At 69.6% G+C, this 22975-nt stretch carries 22 protein-coding genes; 14 read left to right on the top strand and 8 right to left on the bottom strand.

Annotated features, from left to right (window positions below; genetic code table 11):
- Positions 1 to 42: 42 nt before the first annotated feature.
- The 7 genes from rapZ (at position 43) to DEI94_RS08615 (ending at position 5988) form a co-directional block, all read left to right on the top strand.
- The gene (gene rapZ / locus DEI94_RS08645) at positions 43 to 927 is read left to right on the top strand and encodes an RNase adapter RapZ (RefSeq protein ID WP_111009122.1); all 885 of its coding nucleotides are present in this window, start codon (positions 43 to 45) and stop codon (positions 925 to 927) included.
- Positions 928 to 972: 45 nt separating this feature from the next.
- Complete coding sequence (whiA, locus tag DEI94_RS08640; protein ID WP_111009121.1) at positions 973 to 1953, top strand: DNA-binding protein WhiA; 981 nt, start codon at positions 973 to 975, stop codon at positions 1951 to 1953.
- Positions 1954 to 2151: 198 nt separating this feature from the next.
- A complete protein-coding gene (gap, locus tag DEI94_RS08635) occupies positions 2152 to 3156 on the top strand; it encodes a type I glyceraldehyde-3-phosphate dehydrogenase (protein WP_111025628.1) in 1005 nt (334 codons plus the stop codon).
- Between the two features lie 3 nt (positions 3157 to 3159).
- Positions 3160 to 4377 carry a phosphoglycerate kinase gene (locus DEI94_RS08630; RefSeq protein ID WP_111025627.1) on the top strand — a complete coding sequence of 406 codons (1218 nt, stop codon included), beginning with the start codon at positions 3160 to 3162 and terminating at the stop codon, positions 4375 to 4377.
- Positions 4374 to 5153: a triose-phosphate isomerase gene (gene tpiA / locus DEI94_RS08625; RefSeq protein ID WP_111025708.1), complete on the top strand. Its 780-nt coding sequence runs from the start codon at positions 4374 to 4376 to the stop codon at positions 5151 to 5153. Before DEI94_RS08630 ends, tpiA begins: the two co-directional genes overlap by 4 nt.
- 213 nt (positions 5154 to 5366) lie before the next feature.
- Positions 5367 to 5618, top strand: a complete 252-nt coding sequence (gene secG, locus DEI94_RS08620; RefSeq protein ID WP_111009118.1) for a preprotein translocase subunit SecG — start codon at positions 5367 to 5369, stop codon at positions 5616 to 5618.
- A gap of 4 nt (positions 5619 to 5622) precedes the next feature.
- Complete coding sequence (locus DEI94_RS08615) at positions 5623 to 5988, top strand: RNA polymerase-binding protein RbpA (protein ID WP_111009117.1); 366 nt, start codon at positions 5623 to 5625, stop codon at positions 5986 to 5988.
- Between the two features lie 198 nt (positions 5989 to 6186).
- On the opposite strand, the gene pgl is transcribed toward DEI94_RS08615, so the two are convergent.
- The 6 genes from pgl to tkt all read right to left on the bottom strand — a co-directional run bounded on the left by pgl (position 6187) and on the right by tkt (position 13565).
- Positions 6187 to 6957: a 6-phosphogluconolactonase gene (pgl, locus tag DEI94_RS08610; protein WP_111013278.1), complete on the bottom strand. Its 771-nt coding sequence runs from the start codon at positions 6955 to 6957 to the stop codon at positions 6187 to 6189.
- A gap of 34 nt (positions 6958 to 6991) precedes the next feature.
- Complete coding sequence (locus tag DEI94_RS08605; RefSeq protein ID WP_111009115.1) at positions 6992 to 7936, bottom strand: glucose-6-phosphate dehydrogenase assembly protein OpcA; 945 nt, start codon at positions 7934 to 7936, stop codon at positions 6992 to 6994.
- Entirely contained in the window at positions 7933 to 9474 is a 1542-nt protein-coding gene (gene zwf / locus DEI94_RS08600) for a glucose-6-phosphate dehydrogenase (protein ID WP_111009347.1), read from the bottom strand. Before zwf ends, DEI94_RS08605 begins: the two co-directional genes overlap by 4 nt.
- A gap of 86 nt (positions 9475 to 9560) precedes the next feature.
- Positions 9561 to 10235, bottom strand: coding sequence for a hypothetical protein (locus tag DEI94_RS08595; protein ID WP_146249412.1), 675 nt, complete (start codon positions 10233 to 10235; stop codon positions 9561 to 9563).
- Positions 10232 to 11344 carry a transaldolase gene (gene tal, locus DEI94_RS08590; protein ID WP_111009113.1) on the bottom strand — a complete coding sequence of 371 codons (1113 nt, stop codon included), beginning with the start codon at positions 11342 to 11344 and terminating at the stop codon, positions 10232 to 10234. Before tal ends, DEI94_RS08595 begins: the two co-directional genes overlap by 4 nt.
- A gap of 127 nt (positions 11345 to 11471) precedes the next feature.
- The gene (gene tkt, locus DEI94_RS08585; protein WP_111009112.1) at positions 11472 to 13565 is read right to left on the bottom strand and encodes a transketolase; all 2094 of its coding nucleotides are present in this window, start codon (positions 13563 to 13565) and stop codon (positions 11472 to 11474) included.
- A gap of 319 nt (positions 13566 to 13884) precedes the next feature.
- On the opposite strand from tkt, the gene DEI94_RS08580 reads away from it, so the two are divergent.
- Positions 13885 to 14820 (top strand): heme o synthase, encoded by a 936-nt coding sequence (locus tag DEI94_RS08580; RefSeq protein ID WP_111009111.1) that lies wholly within the window; start codon positions 13885 to 13887, stop codon positions 14818 to 14820.
- Positions 14821 to 15089: 269 nt separating this feature from the next.
- On the opposite strand, the gene DEI94_RS08575 is transcribed toward DEI94_RS08580, so the two are convergent.
- The gene (locus DEI94_RS08575) at positions 15090 to 16049 is read right to left on the bottom strand and encodes a COX15/CtaA family protein (RefSeq protein ID WP_111025625.1); all 960 of its coding nucleotides are present in this window, start codon (positions 16047 to 16049) and stop codon (positions 15090 to 15092) included.
- A gap of 303 nt (positions 16050 to 16352) precedes the next feature.
- Here DEI94_RS08575 and sufB point away from each other — a divergent pair, with 303 nt between their 5' ends.
- Genes sufB through DEI94_RS08550 form a run of 5 tightly spaced genes read left to right on the top strand, consistent with a single transcriptional unit; the run spans position 16353 to position 20462 of the window.
- Complete coding sequence (gene sufB, locus DEI94_RS08570) at positions 16353 to 17771, top strand: Fe-S cluster assembly protein SufB (RefSeq protein WP_111025624.1); 1419 nt, start codon at positions 16353 to 16355, stop codon at positions 17769 to 17771.
- The gene (gene sufD / locus DEI94_RS08565) at positions 17772 to 19025 is read left to right on the top strand and encodes a Fe-S cluster assembly protein SufD (RefSeq protein ID WP_111025623.1); all 1254 of its coding nucleotides are present in this window, start codon (positions 17772 to 17774) and stop codon (positions 19023 to 19025) included.
- Positions 19025 to 19351, top strand: coding sequence for a non-heme iron oxygenase ferredoxin subunit (locus DEI94_RS08560; RefSeq protein ID WP_111009107.1), 327 nt, complete (start codon positions 19025 to 19027; stop codon positions 19349 to 19351). Before sufD ends, DEI94_RS08560 begins: the two co-directional genes overlap by 1 nt.
- A 17-nt stretch (positions 19352 to 19368) precedes the next feature.
- Positions 19369 to 20133, top strand: coding sequence for a Fe-S cluster assembly ATPase SufC (gene sufC / locus DEI94_RS08555; protein WP_111009106.1), 765 nt, complete (start codon positions 19369 to 19371; stop codon positions 20131 to 20133).
- Complete coding sequence (locus DEI94_RS08550) at positions 20133 to 20462, top strand: metal-sulfur cluster assembly factor (protein WP_111009105.1); 330 nt, start codon at positions 20133 to 20135, stop codon at positions 20460 to 20462. The genes sufC and DEI94_RS08550 overlap by 1 nt, the downstream gene beginning before the upstream one ends.
- Positions 20463 to 20539: 77 nt before the next feature.
- Here the strand turns inward: DEI94_RS08550 and DEI94_RS08545 are convergent, their stop codons facing one another.
- The gene (locus tag DEI94_RS08545; RefSeq protein WP_111025622.1) at positions 20540 to 21160 is read right to left on the bottom strand and encodes a biotin transporter BioY; all 621 of its coding nucleotides are present in this window, start codon (positions 21158 to 21160) and stop codon (positions 20540 to 20542) included.
- Positions 21161 to 21349: 189 nt separating this feature from the next.
- Between DEI94_RS08545 and DEI94_RS08540 the strand changes: the two genes are divergently transcribed.
- On the top strand, positions 21350 to 22948 hold the full coding sequence (locus DEI94_RS08540) for an ABC-F family ATP-binding cassette domain-containing protein (RefSeq protein WP_111013284.1): 1599 nt from the start codon (positions 21350 to 21352) through the stop codon (positions 22946 to 22948).
- Positions 22949 to 22975: the final 27 nt, after the last annotated feature.

Below are 22975 nucleotides of genomic sequence, written 5' to 3'. Positions count from 1 at the left end.
ATGACGACCACACCGCACGGTGACCACGGAGCGCGCTCACGAATGACCGACCTCAGTAGTCCCTCGCACGACGTGCTCATCGTGACCGGCATGTCCGGCGCGGGGCGGTCCACCGTCGGGAAGGCGCTGGAGGACCTCGGCTGGTACGTCGTCGACAACCTGCCGACGCAGATGCTCGGTCCGTTGACCGACCTGGCCGAGCGGGCGGGGGAGTCGCTGCCGAAGATCGCGACCGTCGTGGACGTCCGCGGTGGGAGGTTCTTCACCGACCCCGAGGGGGCCGTCCGACGACTCCGGGACAGCACCACCGCACGGGTCCGGGTGCTCTTCCTCGAGGCGACCGACGCCGTCCTCGTCCGGCGGTTCGAGCAGGTGCGGCGGCCCCACCCCTTGCAGGGCGAGGACACGCTCCTCGACGGCATCGGTCGAGAGCGGTCGCGTCTGCTCGGACTCCGTGAAGCCTCGGACGTCGTGATCGACACGTCGGACCTCAACATCCACCAGCTCGCCGCCCGGGTCGCGGAGCAGTTCGCCGAGGACCGGTTCGTGGGCGTGCAGGTGACCCTGATGAGTTTCGGGTTCAAGTACGGACTGCCCGCCGATGCGGACATGGTGGCGGACGTCCGCTTCCTCCCGAACCCCTACTGGGTGCCGGAACTCCGCGAGCACACGGGCCTCGACGCCGACGTCGCGGACTACGTCCTGGGCCAGGACGGAGCACGTCCGTTCATCGACCGCTACGCGGCGGCGGTCGAGCCGGTGCTGGCCGGGTACCAGCGAGAGAACAAGAGACACGCTACGATCGCCATTGGCTGCACGGGCGGCAAGCACCGGTCCGTCGCCATCGTCGCCGAGCTGGCGAGTCTCATCCGCGGGATGCCGAACGTGGCCGTGCGCGTCAAGAACCGCGACCTCGGTAGGGAGTGACCGACCCTCCCTTCCCGCGTGCCCCCGAACGTAAGGAATGATGCATTGCCGTTGACTGCCGAGGTCAAGGACGAACTGGCGCGCGTGGCCGTGAACCGCAACACGGTCCGCGCCGCGGAACTCGCGACGGTGCTGCGGTTCGCGGGTGGCCTGCACGTCATCTCGGGCAGGATCGCGGTCGAGGTCGAACTCGACACCCGGATCATCGTGCACCGCGTGCGGAAGGACCTCGCTGAGTTGTACGGCGTGCGGAGCGAGGCGAGCGTCGGCTCGTCCGCATCCGCGCGGCGCGGGACCCGCTACCTGGTCCGCGTGCTCGAGGCGGGCGAGACCCTGGCGCGCCAGACCGGTCTCATGGACGCCCGTCGTCGCCCGGTTCGGGGCCTCCCGAACCGACTGACGACCGGCAACCGTGACGACCTCGCCGCCATCTGGCGTGGCGCCTTCCTCGCCACCGGCACGCTGACCGACCCGGGGCGCGCTGCCGCGCTCGAGGTCACCTGCCCCGGGAACGAGGCTGCGATGGCGCTCGTCGGAGCGGCGTCCCGCCTCGGTGTCGCCGCGAAGGGCCGGGAGGTCCGGGGCGTCCACCGCGTCGTGATCCGTGACGGTGAGGCGATCGGCCAGATGCTCACCGTCATGGGCGCAGCGCGGTGCAGCGCGGAGTGGGAGGAGCTCCGTCAGCGTCGCGAGGTCCGCGCGACCGCGAACCGGCTCGTGAACTTCGACGACGCGAACCTCCGTCGCTCGGCGCAGGCGGCGGTCGCCGCGTGCGCCCGGGTCGAGCGAGCGCTCGAGATCCTGGGCGACGACGTCCCGGACCACCTGAAGTACGCAGGGGCACTGCGGCTCACCCACCGCGATGCGAGCCTCGACGAGCTCGGGCAGCACGCTGAGCCTCCCATGACGAAGGACGCCATCGCCGGACGCATCCGGCGCCTGCTCGCGATGGCCGACAAGAAGGCGCTCGACCTGGGTGTCCCGGGCACCGAGGCGAACCTGCCGGACGACCTCGACGAGGCCTGAGCGCTCGGCCACGGACCCGCGGAAGCGTCTCCCGAGCACGTGCGTGACGTCGCTCGACGGCGTGCGCCGAGGGGTCTGTGCCGACTGCTACTGTCGTCCCGACGACGTCTCGGGCGTATCGTCAGCCTCAGGCGCAGGCCCCGACCTGCACTCCGAACACCAGCGTCGAAAGCACGCTCGACAGACACAGGAGTTCCATTGACCGTCAAGATCGGCATCAACGGCTTCGGCCGGATCGGCCGCAACTTCTTCCGGGCCGCCCTGGCCAAGGGCAGCGAGCTCGAGGTCGTCGCGGTGAACGACCTCACCGACAACAAGGCGCTCGCTCAGCTCCTGAAGTACGACTCGATCACGGGCAAGCTCCCGGCTGAGGTCGGGCTCGAGGGCGACAGCATCGTCGTCGACGGCAAGCCGATCAAGGTCCTGGCCGAGCGCGACCCCGCCAAGCTGCCGTGGGGCGAGCTCGGTGTCGACATCGTCATCGAGTCGACCGGGTTCTTCACGAAGGCCGAGGACGCGCGGAAGCACATCGAGGCGGGCGCCAAGAAGGTCATCATCTCGGCGCCGGCCACGGGCGACGACGTCACGATCGTGCTCGGCGTGAACGAGGGCACCTACGACCCGGCGTCGCACAACATCATCTCGAACGCGTCCTGCACGACGAACAGCCTCGCGCCGCTCGCCAAGGTGTTCAACGACGCGTTCGGCATCGAGCGCGGTCTCATGACGACGGTGCACGCCTACACCGCGGACCAGAACCTCCAGGACGGCCCGCACAAGGACCTCCGCCGCGCCCGCGCCGCCGCGCTCAACATCGTGCCGACCTCGACCGGCGCCGCCAAGGCCATCGGTCTCGTGCTCCCGGAGCTCGCGGGCAAGCTGGACGGATTCGCGCTCCGCGTGCCGGTGCCGACCGGGTCGATCACCGACCTCACGCTCGAGACCTCCTCCGACGTGACGATCGACGACATCAACGCGGCGTACAAGGCCGCCGCGGAGGGGCCGCTCAAGGGCATCCTCGAGTACAGCGACGAGCCGCTCGTGTCGAGCGACATCACGACGAACCCGCACTCGTCGATCTACGACTCGGGCCTGACGAAGGTCATGGGCAACCTGGTCAAGATCACCTCGTGGTACGACAACGAGTGGGGCTACTCCAACCGCCTCGTCGACCTGACGGAGTACGTCGGGGAGCGCCTGTAACCCATGGCACTCCGTACCCTCGAGGACCTCGGCGACCTGGCGGGCAAGCGCGTCGTCGTCCGGTGTGACCTGAACGTCCCGCTGGCCGACGGCACCATCACGGACGACGGCCGCGTGCGCGCGTCGCTCGGCACCCTGAATCGACTCATCGGAGTCGGCGCACGGGTCATCGTGATCTCGCACCTCGGGCGGCCCGACGGCGAACGCAAGGCCGAGTTCAGCCTCGCACCCGTCGCGCAGCGGCTCTCCGAACTGCTCGGCAAGCCGGTCGCCTTCTGCGACGAGACCGTCGGTGACGCCGCCACCGCAGCCGCCGAGGCCCTCGAGGACGGCGACGTCCTGGTCCTGGAGAACCTCCGGTTCAACAGCGAGGAGACCGCGAAGGACGCCGGCGTGCGCGACGCCTTCGCCGACCGCATCGCCGCCATGGGCGAGGCGTTCGTCTCCGACGGATTCGGCGTCGTGCACCGCAAGCAGGCGAGCGTCTACGAGTTGGCGGGAGCGTTGCCGAGCGCGGCCGGACTCCTGATCGAACAGGAGCTCGGTGTCCTCGAGCGCCTGACCACCGAACCCGAGCGCCCCTACACCGTGGTGCTCGGCGGTTCGAAGGTCAGCGACAAGCTCGGCGTGATCGCGCACCTGCTCCCGCGGGTGGACACCCTGTGCATCGGGGGCGGCATGCTGTTCACGTTCCTCGCGGCGCAGGGCCACGGTGTCGGGTCGTCGCTCCTCGAACGCGACCAGCTCGACACCGTGCGGGGCTACCTCGACGAGGCAGCGCAGCGCGGCGTCACCATCGACCTGCCCACCGACGTCGTGGTGGCGTCCGGATTCGCAGCCGACGCCGAGCACGAGGTCGTCGCGGCGGACGCGATCGAGTCCGCCCGCTTCGGCCCGGACGGCATCGGTCTCGACATCGGGCCGGAGACCGCGGCGCGGTTCGCCGACACGGTGCGCGGCTCGCGGACGGTGTTCTGGAACGGCCCGATGGGCGTGTTCGAGTTCCCGGCGTTCGCCGCTGGGACCAAGACGGTCGCCCAGGCGCTCACCGAGGTCGAGGGCCTCGGGGTCGTCGGTGGCGGTGACTCCGCGGCCGCGGTCCGCTCACTCGGCTTCGACGACGACCAGTTCGGTCACATCTCGACCGGTGGCGGGGCGAGCCTCGAGTTCCTCGAGGGGAAGAGCCTGCCCGGCCTCGAAGCCCTCGGGTGGAGCGCATGACCCGCTCGCCGCTCATCGCGGGCAACTGGAAGATGAACCTGGACCACCTCCAGGCCATCGCCACGGTCCAGAAGCTCGCCTGGACGCTCAAGGACGCCCGACACGACCACGACGACGTCGAGGTCGCGGTGTTCCCGCCGTTCACGGACCTGCGGAGCGTGCAGACGCTCGTCTCCGCGGACAAGCTGCGCATCCGCTTCGGCGGACAGGACCTTTCACGGCACTCGTCCGGCGCGCACACGGGCGAGGTCAGCGGGGCGTTCCTCGCCGCCCTCGACGCGACGTACGTGATCGTGGGGCATTCGGAGCGGCGGACCGAACACGGGGAGACCGACGAGATCGTCGCGGAGAAGACGGCCGCGGCGCTCCGGCACGGCCTGGTTCCGGTCGTGTGCGTGGGTGAGACCGCCGAGGACCGGGAGTCCCGCGGTGCCGGCAAGGTACCGGTCGACCAGCTCGAGGTGGTGCTCCGCGCCGTGCCCGCCGCCGAGATCGTGGTGGCGTACGAGCCCGTCTGGGCCATCGGGTCCGGTCAGGCCGCGACGCCCGAGCAGGCGCAGGACGACTGCGCCGCGCTCCGTCGTGCGATCGCGACCGCATGGGGCGACGACATCGCCGCGAGCACTCGGGTGCTCTACGGCGGTTCCGTGAAGTCCGGCAACATCGCGGGGTTCATGCGGGAGCCCGACATCGACGGCGCCCTCGTCGGTGGCGCGAGTCTCGACGTCGCCGAGTTCGCGGCCATCTGCCGCTTCCGGCAGCACGTCGGCCTCTGACCACCGTCGGTGCGGGCCGCACGTCTCGGGCCGCACGTCTCGGGCCGCACCTGGGTGCCGGACGCGTTCCTCCGCATGCCGTGGCAGCCGGCCCGGCACCGCCCGGGAGGCTCGACTCCGGCCGGTACCGTGCCTCACGTTCCCGGTCCGGCGCGCTGTTCGGCGTGGCCGTGCCGTTATACTCGTACAGCTGACTGACACGAAAGGGTCCGCGTGGTCATCCTCCAGGTCGTCCTCCAGGTGCTGCTCGCCATCACGAGCCTCCTGCTGACGCTGCTCATCCTCCTGCACCGCGGTCGCGGCGGCGGTCTCTCCGACATGTTCGGCGGTGGCGTGACGAGCAATCTCGGAGCGTCCGGCGTCGCAGAGCGGAACCTCAACAGGATCACGGTGATCCTCGGGCTGGTGTGGATCGTCTGCATCATCGTGCTCGGTCTCATCAGCAAGTTCACGGCGGGGAGCTGAATACATGGCATCCGGAGGCAGTGCAATCCGAGGGTCACGCGTCGGCGCGGGCCCGATGGGGGAGCAGGACCGCGGCATCCAGGCGGACCGAGTGGCGATCTCGTACTGGGACGCGCTCGGCAACGAGACCGTGCGGTACTTCGCCGCGGGTCTGCCGGACGAGGAGATCCCCGAGGTCATCGACTCACCGTCGTCGGGTCTCCCGGCCGGGCGTGACAAGGACAACCCACCCCTCGTGACCAAGACCGAGCCGTACAAGACGCACCTCGCGTACGTCAAGGAGCGTCGTACCGAAGAGGAAGCCGCGCAGCTCCTGGAGGAAGCGCTCCAGCAGCTCCGAGCTCGTCGCGGGACGCTCAAGTCGGAGTAGCCCGCGGCGTCGCCCGTCGACGAAGCCCCGGCTCCCATCGCGGGAGGCCGGGGCTTCGTCGTCCCGGCGATCGCCGAATGGTCGCCCATGGGCGACCATTCGGCGGCCTCGGGCGGAGCTTGGCGCTCTCCGGGAACGAGGACGGCCCCGCTGCTCCTGGAGGGAGCACCGGGGCCGTCGGACGACGCTGTGCGGACGTCAGTACGTCGACGCGATGAGGTTCTCCGGCACGTCGCGCGCGGCGTCCTGATCGATGAAGAACACGGTCCGCTTCCGACCCTGCACACCGCCGACGGGGACGTCCTCGACCGAGGCGCCGGCCAGGGCGAGACCCAGCACCGAAGCCTTCTCGGCGCCGGACAGGACCACCCAGACGCGCTGCGACGCGTTGATCACCGGGTAGGTGAGGGTGAGCCGCTGCGGCGGCGGCTTGGGGGAGTCGTCGACGGGAACGACGCTGCGGTCGGTGATGGCCAGCTGCGGGAACTCCGGGAACAGCGACGCCGTGTGGCCGTCGGGCCCGACACCGAGGAGGGTGATGTCGAAGCTCGGCGCCATCGCGTCGGACGATGCCGAACCGGCCAGCTCCTCGGCGTACTTGGCCGCGGCCTCGTCGATCGTCAGGCCCTCATCGCTCGACGGCATCCGGTGGATGTTGTCGTCCGGGATGGACACGTGGGCGAAGAAGTCCGACTCCGTGCCGGTGTCGTTCCGGTCGGCGTCGCCCTTCGGGACCCACCGCTCGTCGACCCACCAGACGTGGACCTTCGACCAGTCGACGCTCTCGCGGGCGGGAGACTGCCCGATCGCTGCGAGGACCAGCGTCGACACCGAACCACCCGAGATGGCGATGGACGCCTGCCCCTGGTCGTCGATGACGTCGATGATCTTCGTGATGAAGCGAGCGGCGACCGACGCGCCGAGGGCCTGCTTGTCCGGGTGCACCAGCACCCGTCGTTCGTTGGTCACGTGACTCCGTTTCGATTGCGACTGACGCGGTCGATCAGCCGGCGACGGTGTCGCCGAGCTGGCGGACTCCGTGCTTGACGACGTCTCCGAAGAGCACGTCGGGATCGAGTCTACGGAGTTCCTCCGCGAGACAGTCCCGGAGACTCCGGCGCGGCAGCGACAGGTCGTGGACCGGCTGTCCCGGCTGCGACAGCGTCGCGACGTCGACGAGTGACCGCTCGAGGACGATGTCCCCCGACTCGCGCGTCAACGTCACACCGTGGATCCCGCTCGACCCCGTGGCCCGCGGCGAGGTCACCTGGGTGACGGGGACCTGGAGCTGCAGTTGCAGCCATCCGGCGAGCAGGTGGGTGGAGGGTGAGTCGCTGGCACCCGATACCTCCACGGCGGTCACCGGCTCGTAGGGTGGCTGGTCGAGCACGGCAGCCAGCTGGTTCCGCCAGAGGGTCAAGCGTGTCCACGCGAAGTCGGTGTCACCGGGCGTGTACGAGGCCCCGAGCGCCTCGATCGCGACCCGCGGGTCCGGCTGGTTGGCGGCGTCGGTGATCCGGCGCTGGGCGATCCGGCCGAGTGCGGAGTCCGCCGGGGTCTCCGGAGCGCGCTCCGGCCACCAGGCGACGACCGGAGCATCGGGCAGCAGGAGCCCCGTGACGAGGCCTTCCTCGTCCGACGCCGTCTCGCCGTAGGCCCGGAGGACGATGACCTCGCTCGCACCGGCGTCGCTCCCGACTCGGATCTGCGCGTCGAGGCGCCCCGGGGACTTCCGGTCACCCTCGTTCCGGGACACGATCACGACTCGCATCGGGTGCTCGCGAGAGGCCTCGTTGGCCGCCTCGATCGCTTCTTCCTCGTGACCGAGCGAGGTCGCGACGATGAGCGTGAGCACCCGTCCGAGTGCGACCGCGCCGCCCTCCTCACGGATGCGGATGAGGGACTTCTGGATCTTCGAGACCGTGGTGTTCGGCAGATCGATCTTCATGGACGCCTCCAACTCCGGCCGTCGCGGGCGAGCAGGGCATCGGCGGACGCCGGACCCCACGTGCCGGGACGGTATTGCTCGGGCTGACCCTGGGTCGCCCAGAACTCCTCGATCGGGTCGAGGATCTTCCAGGAGAGCTCGACCTCCTGGTGACGGGGGAACAGCGGCGGGTCGCCGAGGAGCACGTCGAGGATGAGCCGCTCGTACGCCTCGGGGCTCGCCTCGGTGAACGCGTGCCCGTAGCCGAAGTCCATGGTCACGTCGCGCACGTGCGTACCGACGCCCGGGACCTTCGAACCGAACCGCAGCGTCACACCCTCGTCGGGCTGCACACGGATGACCAGTGCGTTCTGGCCGAGGGGCGAGCGCTCACCGATGCCGAAGATCTCCTCCGGCACCCGCTTGAACACGATCGCGATCTCGGTCACGCGTCGGCCGAGGCGCTTGCCGGCCCGCAGGTAGAACGGGACTCCGGCCCACCGGCGCGTCGCGATGCCGAGCTTGATCGCCGCGAAGGTCTCAGTGGTGGATTCCGGGTTCATCCCGGCCTCCTCGAGGAACCCGAGCACCTTCTCGCCACCCTGCCACCCGCCGGCGTACTGGCCGCGCGAGGTCGCCGTCGCGAGGTCGGCCGGCAGCCGCACCGCGGACAGGACCTTCTCCTTCTCGGCGCGGAGATCCCCCGCCTTGAACGAGACCGGCTCCTCCATCGCCGTGAGCGCGAGGAGCTGCAGCAGGTGGTTCTGGATGACGTCGCGCGCCGCACCGATGCCGTCGTAGTACGCAGCCCGACCCGCCACGCCGATGTCCTCGGCCATGGTGATCTGGACGTGGTCCACGTAGTTCGCGTTCCACAGCGGCTCGTACATCTGGTTGGCGAAGCGGAGCGTCAGGATGTTCTGGACGGTCTCCTTGCCGAGGTAGTGGTCGATCCGGAAGACGTCGTCCGGCGCGAACACGGTCTCGACGATCGCGTTGAGTTCCCGCGCCGTCGTGAGGTCCGAGCCGAACGGCTTCTCGATGACCACCCGGCTCCAGGCCTCGTCGGGCTTCTCGGTGAGGCCGGAGCGCTTGAGCTGCTCGGTGACCACCGGGAACGCCTTGGGCGGGATCGACAGGTAGAACGCGTGGTTGCCCATGGTCCCGCGCTCGGCGTCGAGTTCGTCGACGGTCTCCTTGAGCTGTCGGAACGCCTCCGGGTCGTCGAACGACCCCTGGACGAACCGGATGCCCTGCGCGAGCTGGTGCCAGACGGCCTCGTCGAACGGCGTCCGCGAGTAGTCCCGCACGGCGTCGTGGACCACCTGCGAGAAGTCCTGGTCCTCCCAGTCGCGCCGGGCGAACCCGACCAACGCGAAGCCGGGCGGGAGCAGCCCGCGGTTCGCGAGGTCGTAGACCGCGGGCATCAGCTTCTTGCGGGAGAGGTCCCCCGTGACTCCGAAGATGATGAGGGCGCTGGGGCCCGCGATCCGGTTCAGGCGTCGGTCGGACGGCAGTCGGAGCGGATTGTGCTCCGGAGTGATGGCCACCGGTGACATGTGTCGGTGAGCTCCTTCGATGTTCTGGGGACGCAGGGCCGCGGCGATGATGGGTGCCGCGACCTCGACGTCGGAGACGGTCAGCGTCAGGACCAGGCGACCCCGTGCCGCGAGCACGCTCGCGTCACGGGCTGCCTGGGCCTGGACGAGCTGACCGAAGGTGGACGGACGGTCCGGGATCGCGACGCCCAGTTCCACGAAGTCCGGGGCTTCCGGCTCCGGGTGCCGTCCGGGACGATCTCGGTCGCGTCCCGGAGGGGACCGGTGCCTGCGAGCACGGCACTCGAGTACTGCCCGCCCACCTCGTACTGCCCGCCCACCTCGGGGTCGGCGGTGGAGACGCGGTCGACAGCCCCTCGTGGGGTCCGCTCGAGCCACGATCCGTGCTCGAGCGCCGCGCCGACGGCCGATCGCCCCGGCGCGGGATCGGCGGCGTCGAGGACGACGAGCTCGATGTCGTTCGTCCGTTCGATGATCTCGGGCGCGAGCGACGAACCGCTCATGCCCTCGAGGACGACGTGGTCGACGCCCTCGTCCTGCAGTTCCGACCTCAGTGCCGCGACCTGCTCCACGAGCAGGCGCGACGCCGAGACCGCCTCGACCCAGCCGTGGCGCCGTGACGCCTCGGACTCGGCCTCCGGGCCACACAGCGGTCCGACCTCGACCGTGATGCCCGAGGCCACCTGATCGGTGACGACTCGGGACACCACGGTCTCGATCACAGTCGCTGCGTCGCCCGAAGCGGCGATGGAAACCGTCACTTCGCCCCTTCGAGGGCGGTCTTCACGGTGTCGACGAGCTCACCCCAGGAGACGTCGAACTTGTCCACGCCCTCCTTCTCGAGGAGCGCCACGACGTCGTCGTAGTCGATGCCGACTGCCGCGAGCTGGTCCATGACCTGGTTGGCCGCGTCGTAGGAGCCCGTGATGGTGTCACCGCGGACCTCGGCGTGGTCGAACGTGGCCTCGAGGGTCTTGCCCGGCATCGTGTTGACGGTCTGGGGTGCGACGAGCTCGACGACGTAGAGCGTGTCGGGGAGCGACGGGTCCTTGACACCGGTCGAGGCCCAGAGCGGACGCTGCGGGTTCGCACCGGCCTCGAGCAGGCCCTTGGCGCGCTCGGAAGCGAACGCCTGCTCGAACACCTGGTACGCGAGCTGCGCGTTGGCGATGCCGGCCTTGCTCTTGAGCGCCTTCGCCTCGTCGGAGCCGATCGCGTCGAGGCGCTTGTCGATCTCGGTGTCGACGCGCGACACGAAGAAGGACGCCACCGAGTGGATCTTCGAGAGGTCGTGGCCGGCGGCCTTCGCCTTCTCGAGCCCACCGAGGTAGGCGTCGATGACGGCGCGGTAGCGCTCGAGGCTGAAGATGAGGGTCACGTTGACGCTGATGCCGGCACCGATGACCTCGGTGATGGCCTCGAGGCCCTCGATCGTCGCCGGGATCTTGATGAGGACGTTCTCCTTGCCGACCTTCTCGTGCAGGAACTTCGCCTCCTTGATGGTCTCGGCCGCGTCGTGCGCGTAACCGGGCTCGACCTCGATCGACACGCGGCCGTCGAAGCCGTTCGACGACTCGTAGATCGACCGGAACTTGTCGCTGGCGTCGGCGACGTCGCGCGTCGTGATCTCGAAGATCGCGTCGACGACCGAGGTGCCCGCCGCGGCGAGCTCCTTGACCTGGTCGTCGTACCGCTCGCCCTTGGCGAGGGCCGACGCGAAGATCGTCGGGTTCGTCGTCACACCGACGACGTTCCGGTCGGCGATGAGCTTGTCGAGTCGTCCGGTCTGGAGCAGCTCGCGCGACAGGTCGTCGAGCCAGATGCTCACGCCCGCAGCGGAGAGCGCGGCGGTGGGGGTGGTGTCAGTCATTTCTCGCTTCATCTCTTTCGTCATCGACCCGTTCCCTGGCGAGCTGCCGGGGCGGGTCCGGTCTGGTGGTGTCGTCGTCCGACGAGGAAGGGGCCGGGTCCGGTGAACCGGACCCGGCCCTCCTGGCTCAGGACGCCGCGATGGTCTCCTTCGCGGCGGCGACCACGGCCTCTGCCGTGAGACCGAACTCCTTGTAGAGCGTCTGGTAGTCCGCCGAGGCGCCGAAGTGCTCGATCGACACGCTGCGGCCCTTGTCGCCGACGATGTCGCGCCAGCTCATCGCGATGCCCGCCTCGACCGAGACGCGCGCGGTGATCGCCGACGGGAGCACGCTCTCGCGGTACTCCTCCGGCTGGGCCATGAACCACTCGAGGCTCGGGGCGGACACGACGCGCGCGTTCACGCCCTCGGCCTTGAGCTGCTCCCGAGCCGCGACCGCGATCTGGACCTCGGAGCCGGTCGCGATGAGGATCACGTCCGGCGTCCCGTTCGGCGCCTCGGCGAGCACGTACGCGCCCTTGGCGACGTTCTTCGCCGAGGCGAAGGTGTCGCCGGTGGCGTCGCCGTCACCGCGCTCGAAGACCGGGAGGTTCTGTCGGCTCAGCGCGATGCCGGCCGGGCCCTCGCGACGCGACAGCATCGCGAGCCAGGCGTACGCGACCTCGTTGGCGTCGGCCGGTCGCACGACGTCGAGCCCCGGGATCGCGCGGAGTGCGGTGAGCTGCTCGATCGGCTGGTGGGTCGGGCCGTCCTCACCGAGGGCCACGGAGTCGTGCGTCCACACGTAGATGGCCGGCGCCTTCATGAGGGATGCGAGGCGGACCGCCGGGCGCATGTAGTCGCTGAAGATGAGGAAGGTGCCGCCGAAGGGGCGGGTGTTCCCGTGCAGCACGATGCCGGAGAGGATCGAGCCCATGGCGTGCTCGCGGATGCCGAAGTGCAGGACGCGACCGTACGGGTCGCCCTTCCACATCTTGGTCGAGAACTTCGTCGGGACGAACGACTTGGCTTCCTCGATCGTGGTGTTGTTCGACTCGGCGAGGTCGGCCGAGCCACCCCAGAACTCGGGCATGAGCGCGGCGATCGCGTTGATCACCTTGCCGGAGGCCGCACGCGTCGAGACGTCCTTGCCCGGCTCGAACACCGGGAGCGCCTGCTCGAGGCCCTCGGGCAGCTCCTGCGCCTGGACCCGGTCGAACAGTGCCTTCTTCTCGGCGTTCGCCGCGGCCCAGGCGTCGAACGCCTGCTGCCACTCGGCGTGCTCGGCCTGGCCACGTTCGACCGCGCCGCGGGTGTGCTCGAGCACCTCGGGAGCGACCTCGAACGTCTTCTCCGGATCGAATCCGAGGACCTCCTTGAGGCCCGCGAGCTCGTCCGCGCCGAGAGCCGACCCGTGGATCTTGCCCGTGTTCTGCTTCTTCGGCGAGGGCCATCCGATGATCGTCTTGAGGACGATGAGCGACGGCTTGACGGTCTCGGCCTTGGCGGCCTCGACGGCGGCGTACAGCGCCTCGACGTCCTCGGAGTACTCGCCGGTCTTCTTCCAGTCGACGTGCTGCACGTGCCAACCGAGCGCCTCGTACCGTGCCGCGACGTCCTCCGTGAAGGCGATGTCGGTGTCGTCCTCGATCGAGATCTGGTTGGAGTCGTAGAAGACGATGAGGTTGCCGAGCTCCTGGTGGCCGGCGAGCGAGGCGGCCTCGTTCGTCACGCCCTCCTGGTTGTCGCCGTCACCGCTGACGACGTAGGTGAAGTGGTCGAACGGGCTCTGACCGGGCGCGGTGTCGGGGTCGAACAGGCCCCGCTCGAAGCGCTGCGCGTAGGCGAAGCCGACCGCCGAGGCGAGACCCTGGCCGAGGGGACCGGTGGTGATCTCGACGCCGTCGGTGTGGCCGTACTCCGGGTGACCCGGGGTCTTCGAGCCCCACTTGCGGAGGTGCTCGAGGTCCTCGAGCTCGAGGCCGTACCCACCGAGGTAGAACTGCACGTACTGGAGGATCGAGGCGTGTCCGGCCGACAGGATGAAGCGGTCGCGGCCGATCCAGGTGCTGTCACTCGGGTCGCGCCGCATCACCTTCTGGAAGAGCAGGTAGGCGAGCGGGGCGAGGCTCATCGCGGTGCCGGGGTGGCCGTTGCCCGCCTTCTCGACGGCGTCGGCGGCGAGCACGCGGGCCGTGTCGACGGCCTTCTTGTCGATGGAATCCCATGTGAATTCAGCCACTGGTGGATTGACCCTTCTTGATGCGACATGTGCGAGGGCTCGTGCTCCCGCACGGACATGACGCCCACCCGGGTCCCGTGGTCGTCGGGTGGTCCGGCGGCCCTGAGTGCGCTGGTGCGCACGACGTCGGGCACACTGCGGGCAGGCGTCTCCCAGCATAGTGAAGACGCACTCAGTCGGCGTTCAGCCGTCGGCGGAGCCGGTGCGACGCGAGCGTGCCCGCGGGGACCATCGCGAGCGTGCCCGCGGGGACCATCACGTAAAGTGGGAGGCGGCCCGGTCTCCGACGCGGGTGCCCACTCCCCGAGACAGAGGTTCCATGCCGACAGCCGTCGTGACCCGGCCCGAGATCGTCCAACCGACACTCGTCCGCAAACTGCGCGCCTACGTCGCCCTGACCAAGCCGCGCGTGATGGAGCTGTTGCTCGTCACCACCGCGCCGACGATGTTCCTGGCGGCTCGCGGTGTGCCGGACCTCTGGCTGGTCCTGTGGACGCTCATCGGGGGCGCGATGTCCGCCGGCGGCGCCTCGGCGTTCAACTGCTACATCGACCGCGACATCGACAGGGTCATGAAGCGCACGAGCGACCGTCCGCTCGTCACCGGTGCGGTCTCGGACCGCGAGGCCCTCGTCTTCTCGTGGGCGCTCTCGATCGCGTCGACGCTCGAGCTCGGGCTCCTGGTGAACTGGCTCGCGGCGGCGCTCAGCGTCGGGGCGATCCTGCTGTACGTCGTGTTCTACACGCTCTGGCTCAAGCGTCGGACGCCGCAGAACATCGTCTGGGGCGGCGTCGCGGGCTGCATGCCGGTGCTCATCGGCTGGGCAGCGGTGACGGACTCGCTCAGCTGGGCACCGGTCATCCTGTTCGGCGTCATCTTCCTCTGGACGCCGCCGCACTACTGGCCGCTCTCGATGAAGTACCGCGACGACTACGCCGCGGCGCGCGTGCCGATGCTCGCGGTCGTCCGCGGGCGCACCGTCGTCGGGCTGCAGGTCGTGCTCTACGCCTGGGCGACCGTCGTCTGCTCGGTGATGCTCGTGCCCGTGGCGCACATGGGCGTCCTGTACACGGTCGTCGCCCTCGCGGCCGGCGCGTGGTTCGTCGTCGAGTCCCACCAGCTGTACGGCCGGGCGATCCAGCACGTCGAGCAGGTGCACCCGATGCGCGTGTTCCGGAGTTCGATCATCTACCTGACGCTCCTGTTCCTGGCGGTGGGCATCGATCCGCTCCTGCAGAACGCCCTGACGCGGTAGCGGTCCGGATGCAGAACGCCCTGACGCGGTAGCGGTCCGGGCGACGCGGGGCGCGGTCGCGCCCGACGCCGTCGGTGCATCCGGAGGACCGCCACCGGCTGGCAGTCCCTGTCCCGCCGCGCGTGGGTGGCGCAGCCGACGGGAGGCGCGGGACCGGCTGACAGTGCGCCTCCAGTCCGGCGTGGCGGCCGGGAGGCGGGTCGTCCGCTGGCACCGCTCAGCTGCCAGCGGGCCTCCGGGCCGGGGCGCAGCGCAGCCGGTGCCGGCGCTCAGGACCGGACGGCGTCCCGGCCAGCGCTCGGGTGCGAGGACAGCGACACCGCGGTCGTGGCACCGACGAGCAACCCGGCCAGGACCATGTGGGTCCCGACGAGACCGACGGGGAGCGCGCTGCGGGCCTGCGTGATGCCGACGGCGATCTGCACGAACTCGACGACGAGCAGGAGCAGCACCCAGCGGCTCGAGATGCGGAGTCGCACCGCGGCGACGAGCAGGACCAGCGTCAACGCGAAGACCGCGAAGGCGGGGACCGCGTGGAGGTCCTCGATGACCGCCGGGTCGAAGCCCGTCCGGACGAGCTTGCCGCCCTGCACCGACTCGCCCGCGCCGGCGTGCGGCCCCGATCCCGTCGTGAGGATCCCGAGCAGGACCGTCACCGCGACGGCGCCCATGAGGGCGTCCACAACCGTCCGGTACCAGCGGGGGACGAGTGTGCCGGGGCTCCGCGGACCGTTGAGGGAGCGGTAGACGAGGCGGGCCGTGATGGACACGAGCGCGGTCGAGATGACGAAGTGCAGACCGACGACGTACGGGTTGAGGTTCGTCAGCACGCTGATGCCGCCGACCACGGCCTGGAGGGGGATGCTCGCGCCCTGGGCGAACGCGAGCCAGAAGAGCTCGGGCCGCGTGCGTCGGAGTCGCACGACGGCGAGGAACATGGCGATCGCGATCACGACGAGCACGAACGTCAGGAGCCGGTTGCCGAACTCGATGACCCCGTGGAGGCCCATCTCGGGTGTCGTGACGAAGGAGCCGCTCGTGCACTCGGGCCACGTCGGGCAGCCGAGTCCGGACGCGGTGAGGCGGACGAGCCCGCCCGTGCCGATGAGCACGACCTCGATCACGAACGACGCCCAGGCCAGGACGACGACCCGTGCGTCGACCGTGCGGGGGAGCCCCCACCACCGGGTCGGCGTGGATCGGTCGATCGGGGTCCCGACGCGTGTCACGGAGTGGGTGCCTTCCTGTTGTTCCGGGGGTCGAACCTGTAGACTCAGCGGGTTCGGCACGACGGCCCCGCGGGTCGGCCCGCAGGGGCCGGCGGACGGGGACGGAGCAGTCAAGTGTATTCAGCGGAGCGCTGGAAGTTGACTCCGGGCTTCGAAACCGCCGCACATCGTCGCTGATGGCCGGAGCCGGTGCGACCATCGTCAGACGGCCGGTACCGCGGACGGCGTCCGAGGAATGGTGCCGGAGACCCCGGCGTTGTCGTCCAACGGACCGAACGGCCCGAAGAGAGATAGAGGGAGACCATGTCCGACGTGCTCATCGACCGTCCCGAGCTCGAAGGGCTCGGCCAGTACGAGTTCGGCTGGGCCGACCCCGACGCCGCTGGCGCCTCCGCCCGCCGTGGTCTCTCCGAAGAGGTGGTCACCGACATCTCCCGGCTCAAGTCCGAGCCCGAGTGGATGCTCAAGAACCGGCTCAAGGGCCTGCAGCTCTTCGGCCGCAAGCCGATGCCGACGTGGGGCGCGGACCTCACCGGGATCGACTTCGACAACATCAAGTACTTCGTGCGCTCGACCGAGAAGCAGGCGCAGTCGTGGGAGGACCTCCCCGAGGACATCCGCAACACGTACGAGCGCCTGGGCATCCCCGAGGCCGAGCGGCAGCGTCTCGTGGCGGGCGTCGCGGCTCAGTACGAGTCCGAGGTCGTCTACCACCAGATCCGCGAGGACCTCGAGGCCCAGGGCGTGATCTTCATGGACACGGACACGGCGCTCCGCGAACACCCCGAGTTCTTCCAGGAGTACTTCGGCACCGTGATCCCGGCCGGCGACAACAAGTTCGCGGCGCTGAACACCGCTGTCTGGTCGGGCGGTTCGTTCGTCTACGTCCCGAAGGGCGTCCACGTCGAGATCCCGCTGCAGGCGTACTTCCGGATCAACACCGAGAACATGGGCCAGTTCGAGCGGACCCTGATCATCGCGGACGAGGACTCGTACGTGCACTACATCGAGGGCTGCACGGCCCCGATCTACAAGTCGGACTCGCTGCACTCGGCGGTCGTCGAGATCATCGTCAAGAAGAACGCGCGCGTGCGCTACACGACGATCCAGAACTGGTCGAGCAACGTCTACAACCTCGTCACGAAGCGTGCGATCGCCCACGAGGGCGCGACGATGGAGTGGATCGACGGGAACATCGGCTCGAAGGTCACGATGAAGTACCCGTCGATCTACCTGGCCGGTGAACACGCCAAGGGCGAGACCCTCTCGGTCGCGTTCGCGGGTCCGGGTCAGCACCAGGACGCCGGCGCGAAGATGATCCACATGGCGCCGTACACCACGTCGTCGATCGTCTCGAAGTCGATCGCCCGCGGTGGGGGCCGCGCGGGCTACCGCGGTGAGGTCCGGGTCGATCCGGACGCCCATCACGCCGCCAACACGGTCCGCTGCGACGCGCTGCTCGTGGACACGGTGTCGCGGTCGGACACGTACCCGGCGATCGACATCCGGGTGGACGACGTCCAGCTCGGTCACGAGGCCACGGTGTCGCGCGTCAGCGAGGAGCAGCTGTTCTACCTCATGTCGCGGGGCCTGCCCGAGGACGAGGCGATGGCGATGATCGTCCGTGGCTTCATCGAACCGATCGCCCGGGAGCTCCCGATGGAGTACGCGCTCGAACTCAACAAGCTCATCGAGATGAGCATGGAAGGATCCGTCGGCTAGATGTCCGCCACCAGCCCCCAGCCCCAGACCGACGTGCAGCCGCGCATCGACCAGCCGGTCGAGCCTGCGGGCGGGACCGAACAACACGGAGCGCGAGCCCACTCCGACGGCGGGTGGGACACGCGCGTCCCGGTGCAGACGCGGTCCGAGCGGTTCGCGTCGGCAGACGTCGACGCGTTCCCGGCGGTCACCGGTCGCGAGGTCAACTGGAAGTTCGCACCCCTCGCGAAGATCCGGCCCCTCCTCGACGGTGATCTCGACGGTGCGGCGTACCCCTTCCTCGCCCGCGAGTCGGGCGGGACACACATCGACTGGGTCCGGAGCGACGACGAGCGGGTCGGCAGCGCGGGTCTCCCGGAGGACCGGGCGTCCGCGGCGGCGTGGAGTGCACGCGACGCGGTGCTCGCGATCACGGTGCGCGGCGACGAGCCGGGCCACGTCACGATCACGCGGTCGGCGATGGGCCCGGAGCCCCGCGCGGCCCACACGGTGATCACCGCCGAGGCGAACAGCACGGGCATCGTCATCGTGAACAGCACGGGCTCGGCGCTCCTCAGCGAGAACGTCGAGATCGTGGTCGAGGACGGCGCGCGGCTCACCGTCGTCGCCGTGCAGGACTGGGACGACGACGCCGTCCACGTCGGGACCCACTTCGCCCAGGTCGGGCGCGACGCCTTCCTCAAGCACGTGGTCGTCTCGCTCGGCGGGGACGTGGTCCGGATCAACCCGTCGACGCGCCTCGGTGCGCAGGGCGGCGATACCGAGATGTACGGCGTCTACTTCGCCGACGCCGGGCAGTACATCGAGCAGCAGGTGTACGTGAACCACGACGCCCCGAACACCCGGAGCCGCGTCAACTACAAGGGCGCGTTGCAGGGCGAGGGCGCGCACACCGTCTGGATCGGCGACGTGCTCATCGGGCGTCCCGCCGCGGGCACCGACAGCTACGAGCAGAACCGCAACCTCGTGCTCTCCGAGGGCACGCGGGCCGACAGCATCCCGAACCTCGAGATCGAGACCGGCGACATCCAGGGCGCCGGGCACGCGAGCGCCACGGGACGCTTCGACGACGAGCACCTGTTCTACCTGCAGTCCCGCGGGATCACCGAGGACGAGGCCCGCCGCCTCGTCGTGCTCGGGTTCCTCGTCGACGTCGTGCAGAAGATCGGGGACCCCGACCTCGAGGAACGCCTCGTCCGCGCCATCGAACAGGAGCTCGCCGGCGGCCGCACGGAGCACGGGGACCTCGCCTGATGGCCACGAAGGTCTGCTCCGAGTCGGAGATCGCGGTCGACAGCCCGATGCGGGTCGTCGTCGACGGCGCTCCCGTCGCCGTCGTCAAGGACTCGGCGGGCACCGTGCACGCCATCGGTGACACCTGCACGCACGGCGACATCTCGCTGTCCGAGGGCTTCGTCGAGGACGGCGCGCTCGAGTGCTGGGCCCATGGCTCGAAGTTCGAGCTCACCAGCGGCAAGCCCCTCAACTTCCCGGCGTACGAACCGGTGCCCGTCTACCGGGTCTCGATCATCGACGGCGACGTGTACGTCGACACGTCCGACGTCCGCGCCGACAACTGACCACCGAAGGAACACGCATGTCCACTCTCGAAATCCGCGGTCTCCAGGTCTCGATCGACACCGATCAGGGCAAGAAGGAGATCCTCAAGGGCGTCGACCTCACCATCAACGAGGGCGAGATCCACGCGATCATGGGTCCGAACGGATCCGGCAAGTCGACGCTCGCCTACACGATCGCCGGCCACCCCCGCTACAACGTCGACGGAGGCTCGATCCTCCTCGACGGGCAGGAGGTCCTCGAGATGAGCGTGGACGAGCGTGCTCGCGCCGGTCTGTTCCTCGCCATGCAGTACCCCGTCGAGATCCCCGGTGTCACGGTGTCGAACTTCCTGCGCACCGCGAAGACGGCGATCGACGGTGAGGCTCCGGCGCTCCGCGGCTGGGTGTCCGACCTCCGTCGCTCCATGGCGGACCTCAAGATGGACAGCGCCTTCGCCGAGCGCAACGTGAACGAGGGCTTCTCGGGCGGCGAGAAGAAGCGCCACGAGATCATGCAGCTCGAGCTCCTCAAGCCGAAGTTCGCCGTGCTCGACGAGACGGACTCCGGCCTCGACGTCGACGCGCTGAAGATCGTCTCGGAGGGCGTCAACCGCGCGAAGGCCGCGACCGACATGGGCGTCCTGCTCATCACGCACTACACGCGCATCCTCCGGTACATCAAGCCCGACTTCGTGCACGTGTTCGTCGCGGGCAGGGTGGCTGAGCAGGGCGGGCCGGAGCTCGCTGAGCGCCTCGAGAACGAGGGCTACGACCGCTACGTCGCCGCCGCCGCGAGGGCCTGATGATCACCACGCTGTCACCACAGAAGTTCGACGAGGTCGCCGAGGCGCTCAAGGAGGTCTCGGACCCGGAGCTCGGCGTCAACGTCGTCGACCTCGGTCTGGTCTACGACCTCGCGTGGGACGATGACGCGAACGCCCTCATCATCAGCATGACGCTCACGAGCGCCGGGTGCCCGCTCACCGACGTCATCGAGAACGACACCGCGAACGCGCTCGACGGCATCGTCGACGCCTTCCGCATCAACTGGGTCTGGATGCCGCCGTGGGGGCCGGAGCGCATCACCGACGACGGTCGCGAGATGATGCGGGCGCTCGGCTTCGCCATCTGACGCCAGCCGACATACGAACGGACGGGAAACCCGGTACCAGCTGGTACCGGGCCTCCCGTCCGTCCGTGTCGGGCCGATCAGTGGGAGCGGCGGCCGATGGCGCGCCACGCCAGGGGGAGGACGCCGGCGGCGATGACCGCCTTGGCGATGCCACCGACGACGAACGGGGCGAGTCCGAGGCGGAACACGGTGGCGAGGTCGTGCGGCGCACCCAGCTGGCCGAGGACCACCGCCAGGTACGGCAGACCGATCACGAAGGGGATGGCGCTCGCGAGCGTGAAGGCGATCACGCCGCGGACGAAGCGACGGTCCCAGTTCCGGCGCGCGAGCCACCCGATCGCGGCAGCGCTGGGGACGAAGCCGATGACGTACCCGAAGCTCGGCACCGCGAGCGCGTGCAGGCCACCGGTCATGTCGGCGAAGAACGGCGCGCCGGCGAGCCCGGCCACCATGTAGAGCAGCATCGAGATCGCACCGCGGCGGGCGCCGAGGGTCGCACCGACGAGCACCACGGCGAGCGTCTGCCCGGTGATGGGCACCGGCCACATCGGGACCTCGACCTGCGCCATGGCCGCGGTGAACAGCGCGCCGCCCGCGACGAGTGCCGCGTCGGTCGCGAGGCCGCGGGAGCGGATACGGTCCGCGAGCACGGGTCGGCTCGCGCCCGCGTGGACGCGACCGGGAACGGCGTTCGTCATGGAGTCTCCTAGAATGGGTCGGTGGTCGCGGGCGCCGCTCGGAATCCGCCATGGCCTGCGGGCGTTCTCGTCCTTGGTCCGCTCCTGTGTGCGGGAGCGCGGCGCCGGAGCCGGGTTCCCCTCGATCCTACGGGCCACCCCCGCCTGCACACCGTTGTGACCACCCCACCAACCGATTGGACGTCCGCTGTGCTTGCCGTGCACGATCTCGAGATCCGCGTCGGAGCGCGCCTCCTGATGGAGGGCGTGACCTTCCGCGTCGACAAGGGCGACAAGATCGGGTTGGTCGGGCGGAACGGTGCCGGCAAGACCACGATGACGAAGGCGCTGGCGGGCGAGACCATGCCGACCGGCGGCGAGATCACCCGCTCGGGCGAGATCGGGTACCTGCCGCAGGACCCGCGGTCCGGCAACCCCGAGGACACGGCGCGCAAGCGGATCCTCGACGCCCGTGGACTCGGCGAGATCGTCGAGGGACTGCGCGCCGCCTCGCTCGACATGGGGAGCAGCGACCCGGCCGTCGCCGAGAAGGCGATGGCCAAGTACGCGCGACTCGACGACCGCTTCACCGCGCTCGGTGGGTACGCGGCCGAAGCGGAGGCGGCGTCGATCGCGTCGAACCTGGCGCTGCCGGACCGGATCCTCGACCAGCAGCTGAAGACGCTGTCGGGCGGGCAGCGGCGGCGCATCGAACTGGCGCGGATCCTGTTCTCCGAGGCCGACACGATGATCCTCGACGAGCCGACGAACCACCTCGACGCGGACTCGGTCGTCTGGCTGCGGGAGTACCTCAAGACGTACGCGGGCGGTGTGATCGTCATCTCGCACGACGTCGAACTGGTGGACGAGGTCGTGAACCGCGTCTTCTACCTCGACGCGAACCGCCAGGTCATCGACATCTACAACATGGGCTGGAAGCACTACCAGCGCCAGCGCGTCGCGGACGAGGAACGGCGCCGCAAGGAACGCGCCAACGCCGAGAAGAAAGCGGGGGAGCTGCAGAAGCAGGCCGCCCGGTTCGGCGCCAAGGCGACGAAGGCGGCGGCCGCCCATCAGATGGTGGCGCGCGCCGAGAAGCTCCTGGCCGGGCTCGAGGACGTCCGCGAGCAGGACCGCGTGGCGAAGCTGCGGTTCCCGACGCCGGTCGCCTGCGGGCGCACGCCGCTGATGGCCGAAGGCCTCTCGAAGTCGTACGGGTCGCTCGAGATCTTCGCCGGGGTCGACCTCGCGATCGACCGGGGATCGCGGGTCGTCATCCTCGGCCTCAACGGTGCCGGCAAGACCACCCTGCTCCGCATCCTCGCGGGCGCCGACCGCCCGGACACGGGCGAGGTCCAGCCAGGCCACGGCCTCCGCATCGGCTACTACGCGCAGGAGCACGAGAACATCGACGTCAACCGGACCGTGATCGAGAACATGGTCTCGGCGTCCCCGGCGCTCACCGAGACCGAGGCCCGACGGGTGCTCGGTTCGTTCCTGTTCACCGGGGACGACGGCTACAAGCCGGCGGGCGTGCTCTCGGGCGGCGAGAAGACCCGTCTGTCGCTGGCGATGATCGTCGTGTCCGGGGCGAACGTGCTCCTGCTCGACGAGCCGACGAACAACCTGGACCCAGCATCGCGCGAGGAGATCCTCGGCGCACTGGCGGGGTACGAGGGCGCCGTCGTGCTCGTGAGCCACGACGCGGGTGCGGTCGAGGCCCTCAGTCCGGAGCGGGTGCTGTTGCTGCCCGACGGCGTCGAGGACCACTGGAACAAGGACTACGCGGAGCTCATCGAACTCGCCTGACCGGGGCCGCCGACGCTCGTCGTCCGG

The sequence above is a fragment of the Curtobacterium sp. MCBD17_040 genome, assembly GCF_003234805.2.
In the GTDB taxonomy this organism is placed as follows: Bacteria; Actinomycetota; Actinomycetes; order Actinomycetales; family Microbacteriaceae; genus Curtobacterium.
Note: the sequence above shows the minus strand (reverse complement) of the source record. Positions and strands in the feature narration are given on the sequence as shown.

Coding starts and splice junctions, on each gene's coding strand:
- rapZ (WP_111009122.1), top strand. CDS start 43: ATGACCGACCTCAGTAGTCCCTCGCACGACGTGCTCATCGTGACCGGC.
- DEI94_RS08630 (WP_111025627.1), top strand. CDS start 3,160: ATGGCACTCCGTACCCTCGAGGACCTCGGCGACCTGGCGGGCAAGCGC.
- DEI94_RS08545 (WP_111025622.1), bottom strand. CDS start 21,160: ATGACGAACGCCGTTCCCGGTCGCGTCCACGCGGGCGCGAGCCGACCC.
- DEI94_RS08615 (WP_111009117.1), top strand. CDS start 5,623: ATGGCATCCGGAGGCAGTGCAATCCGAGGGTCACGCGTCGGCGCGGGC.
- sufC (WP_111009106.1), top strand. CDS start 19,369: ATGTCCACTCTCGAAATCCGCGGTCTCCAGGTCTCGATCGACACCGAT.
- DEI94_RS08560 (WP_111009107.1), top strand. CDS start 19,025: ATGGCCACGAAGGTCTGCTCCGAGTCGGAGATCGCGGTCGACAGCCCG.
- DEI94_RS08550 (WP_111009105.1), top strand. CDS start 20,133: ATGATCACCACGCTGTCACCACAGAAGTTCGACGAGGTCGCCGAGGCG.
- sufB (WP_111025624.1), top strand. CDS start 16,353: ATGTCCGACGTGCTCATCGACCGTCCCGAGCTCGAAGGGCTCGGCCAG.
- tpiA (WP_111025708.1), top strand. CDS start 4,374: ATGACCCGCTCGCCGCTCATCGCGGGCAACTGGAAGATGAACCTGGAC.
- DEI94_RS08580 (WP_111009111.1), top strand. CDS start 13,885: ATGCCGACAGCCGTCGTGACCCGGCCCGAGATCGTCCAACCGACACTC.
- tal (WP_111009113.1), bottom strand. CDS start 11,344: ATGACTGACACCACCCCCACCGCCGCGCTCTCCGCTGCGGGCGTGAGC.
- zwf (WP_111009347.1), bottom strand. CDS start 9,474: ATGTCACCGGTGGCCATCACTCCGGAGCACAATCCGCTCCGACTGCCG.
- sufD (WP_111025623.1), top strand. CDS start 17,772: ATGTCCGCCACCAGCCCCCAGCCCCAGACCGACGTGCAGCCGCGCATC.
- DEI94_RS08605 (WP_111009115.1), bottom strand. CDS start 7,936: ATGAAGATCGATCTGCCGAACACCACGGTCTCGAAGATCCAGAAGTCC.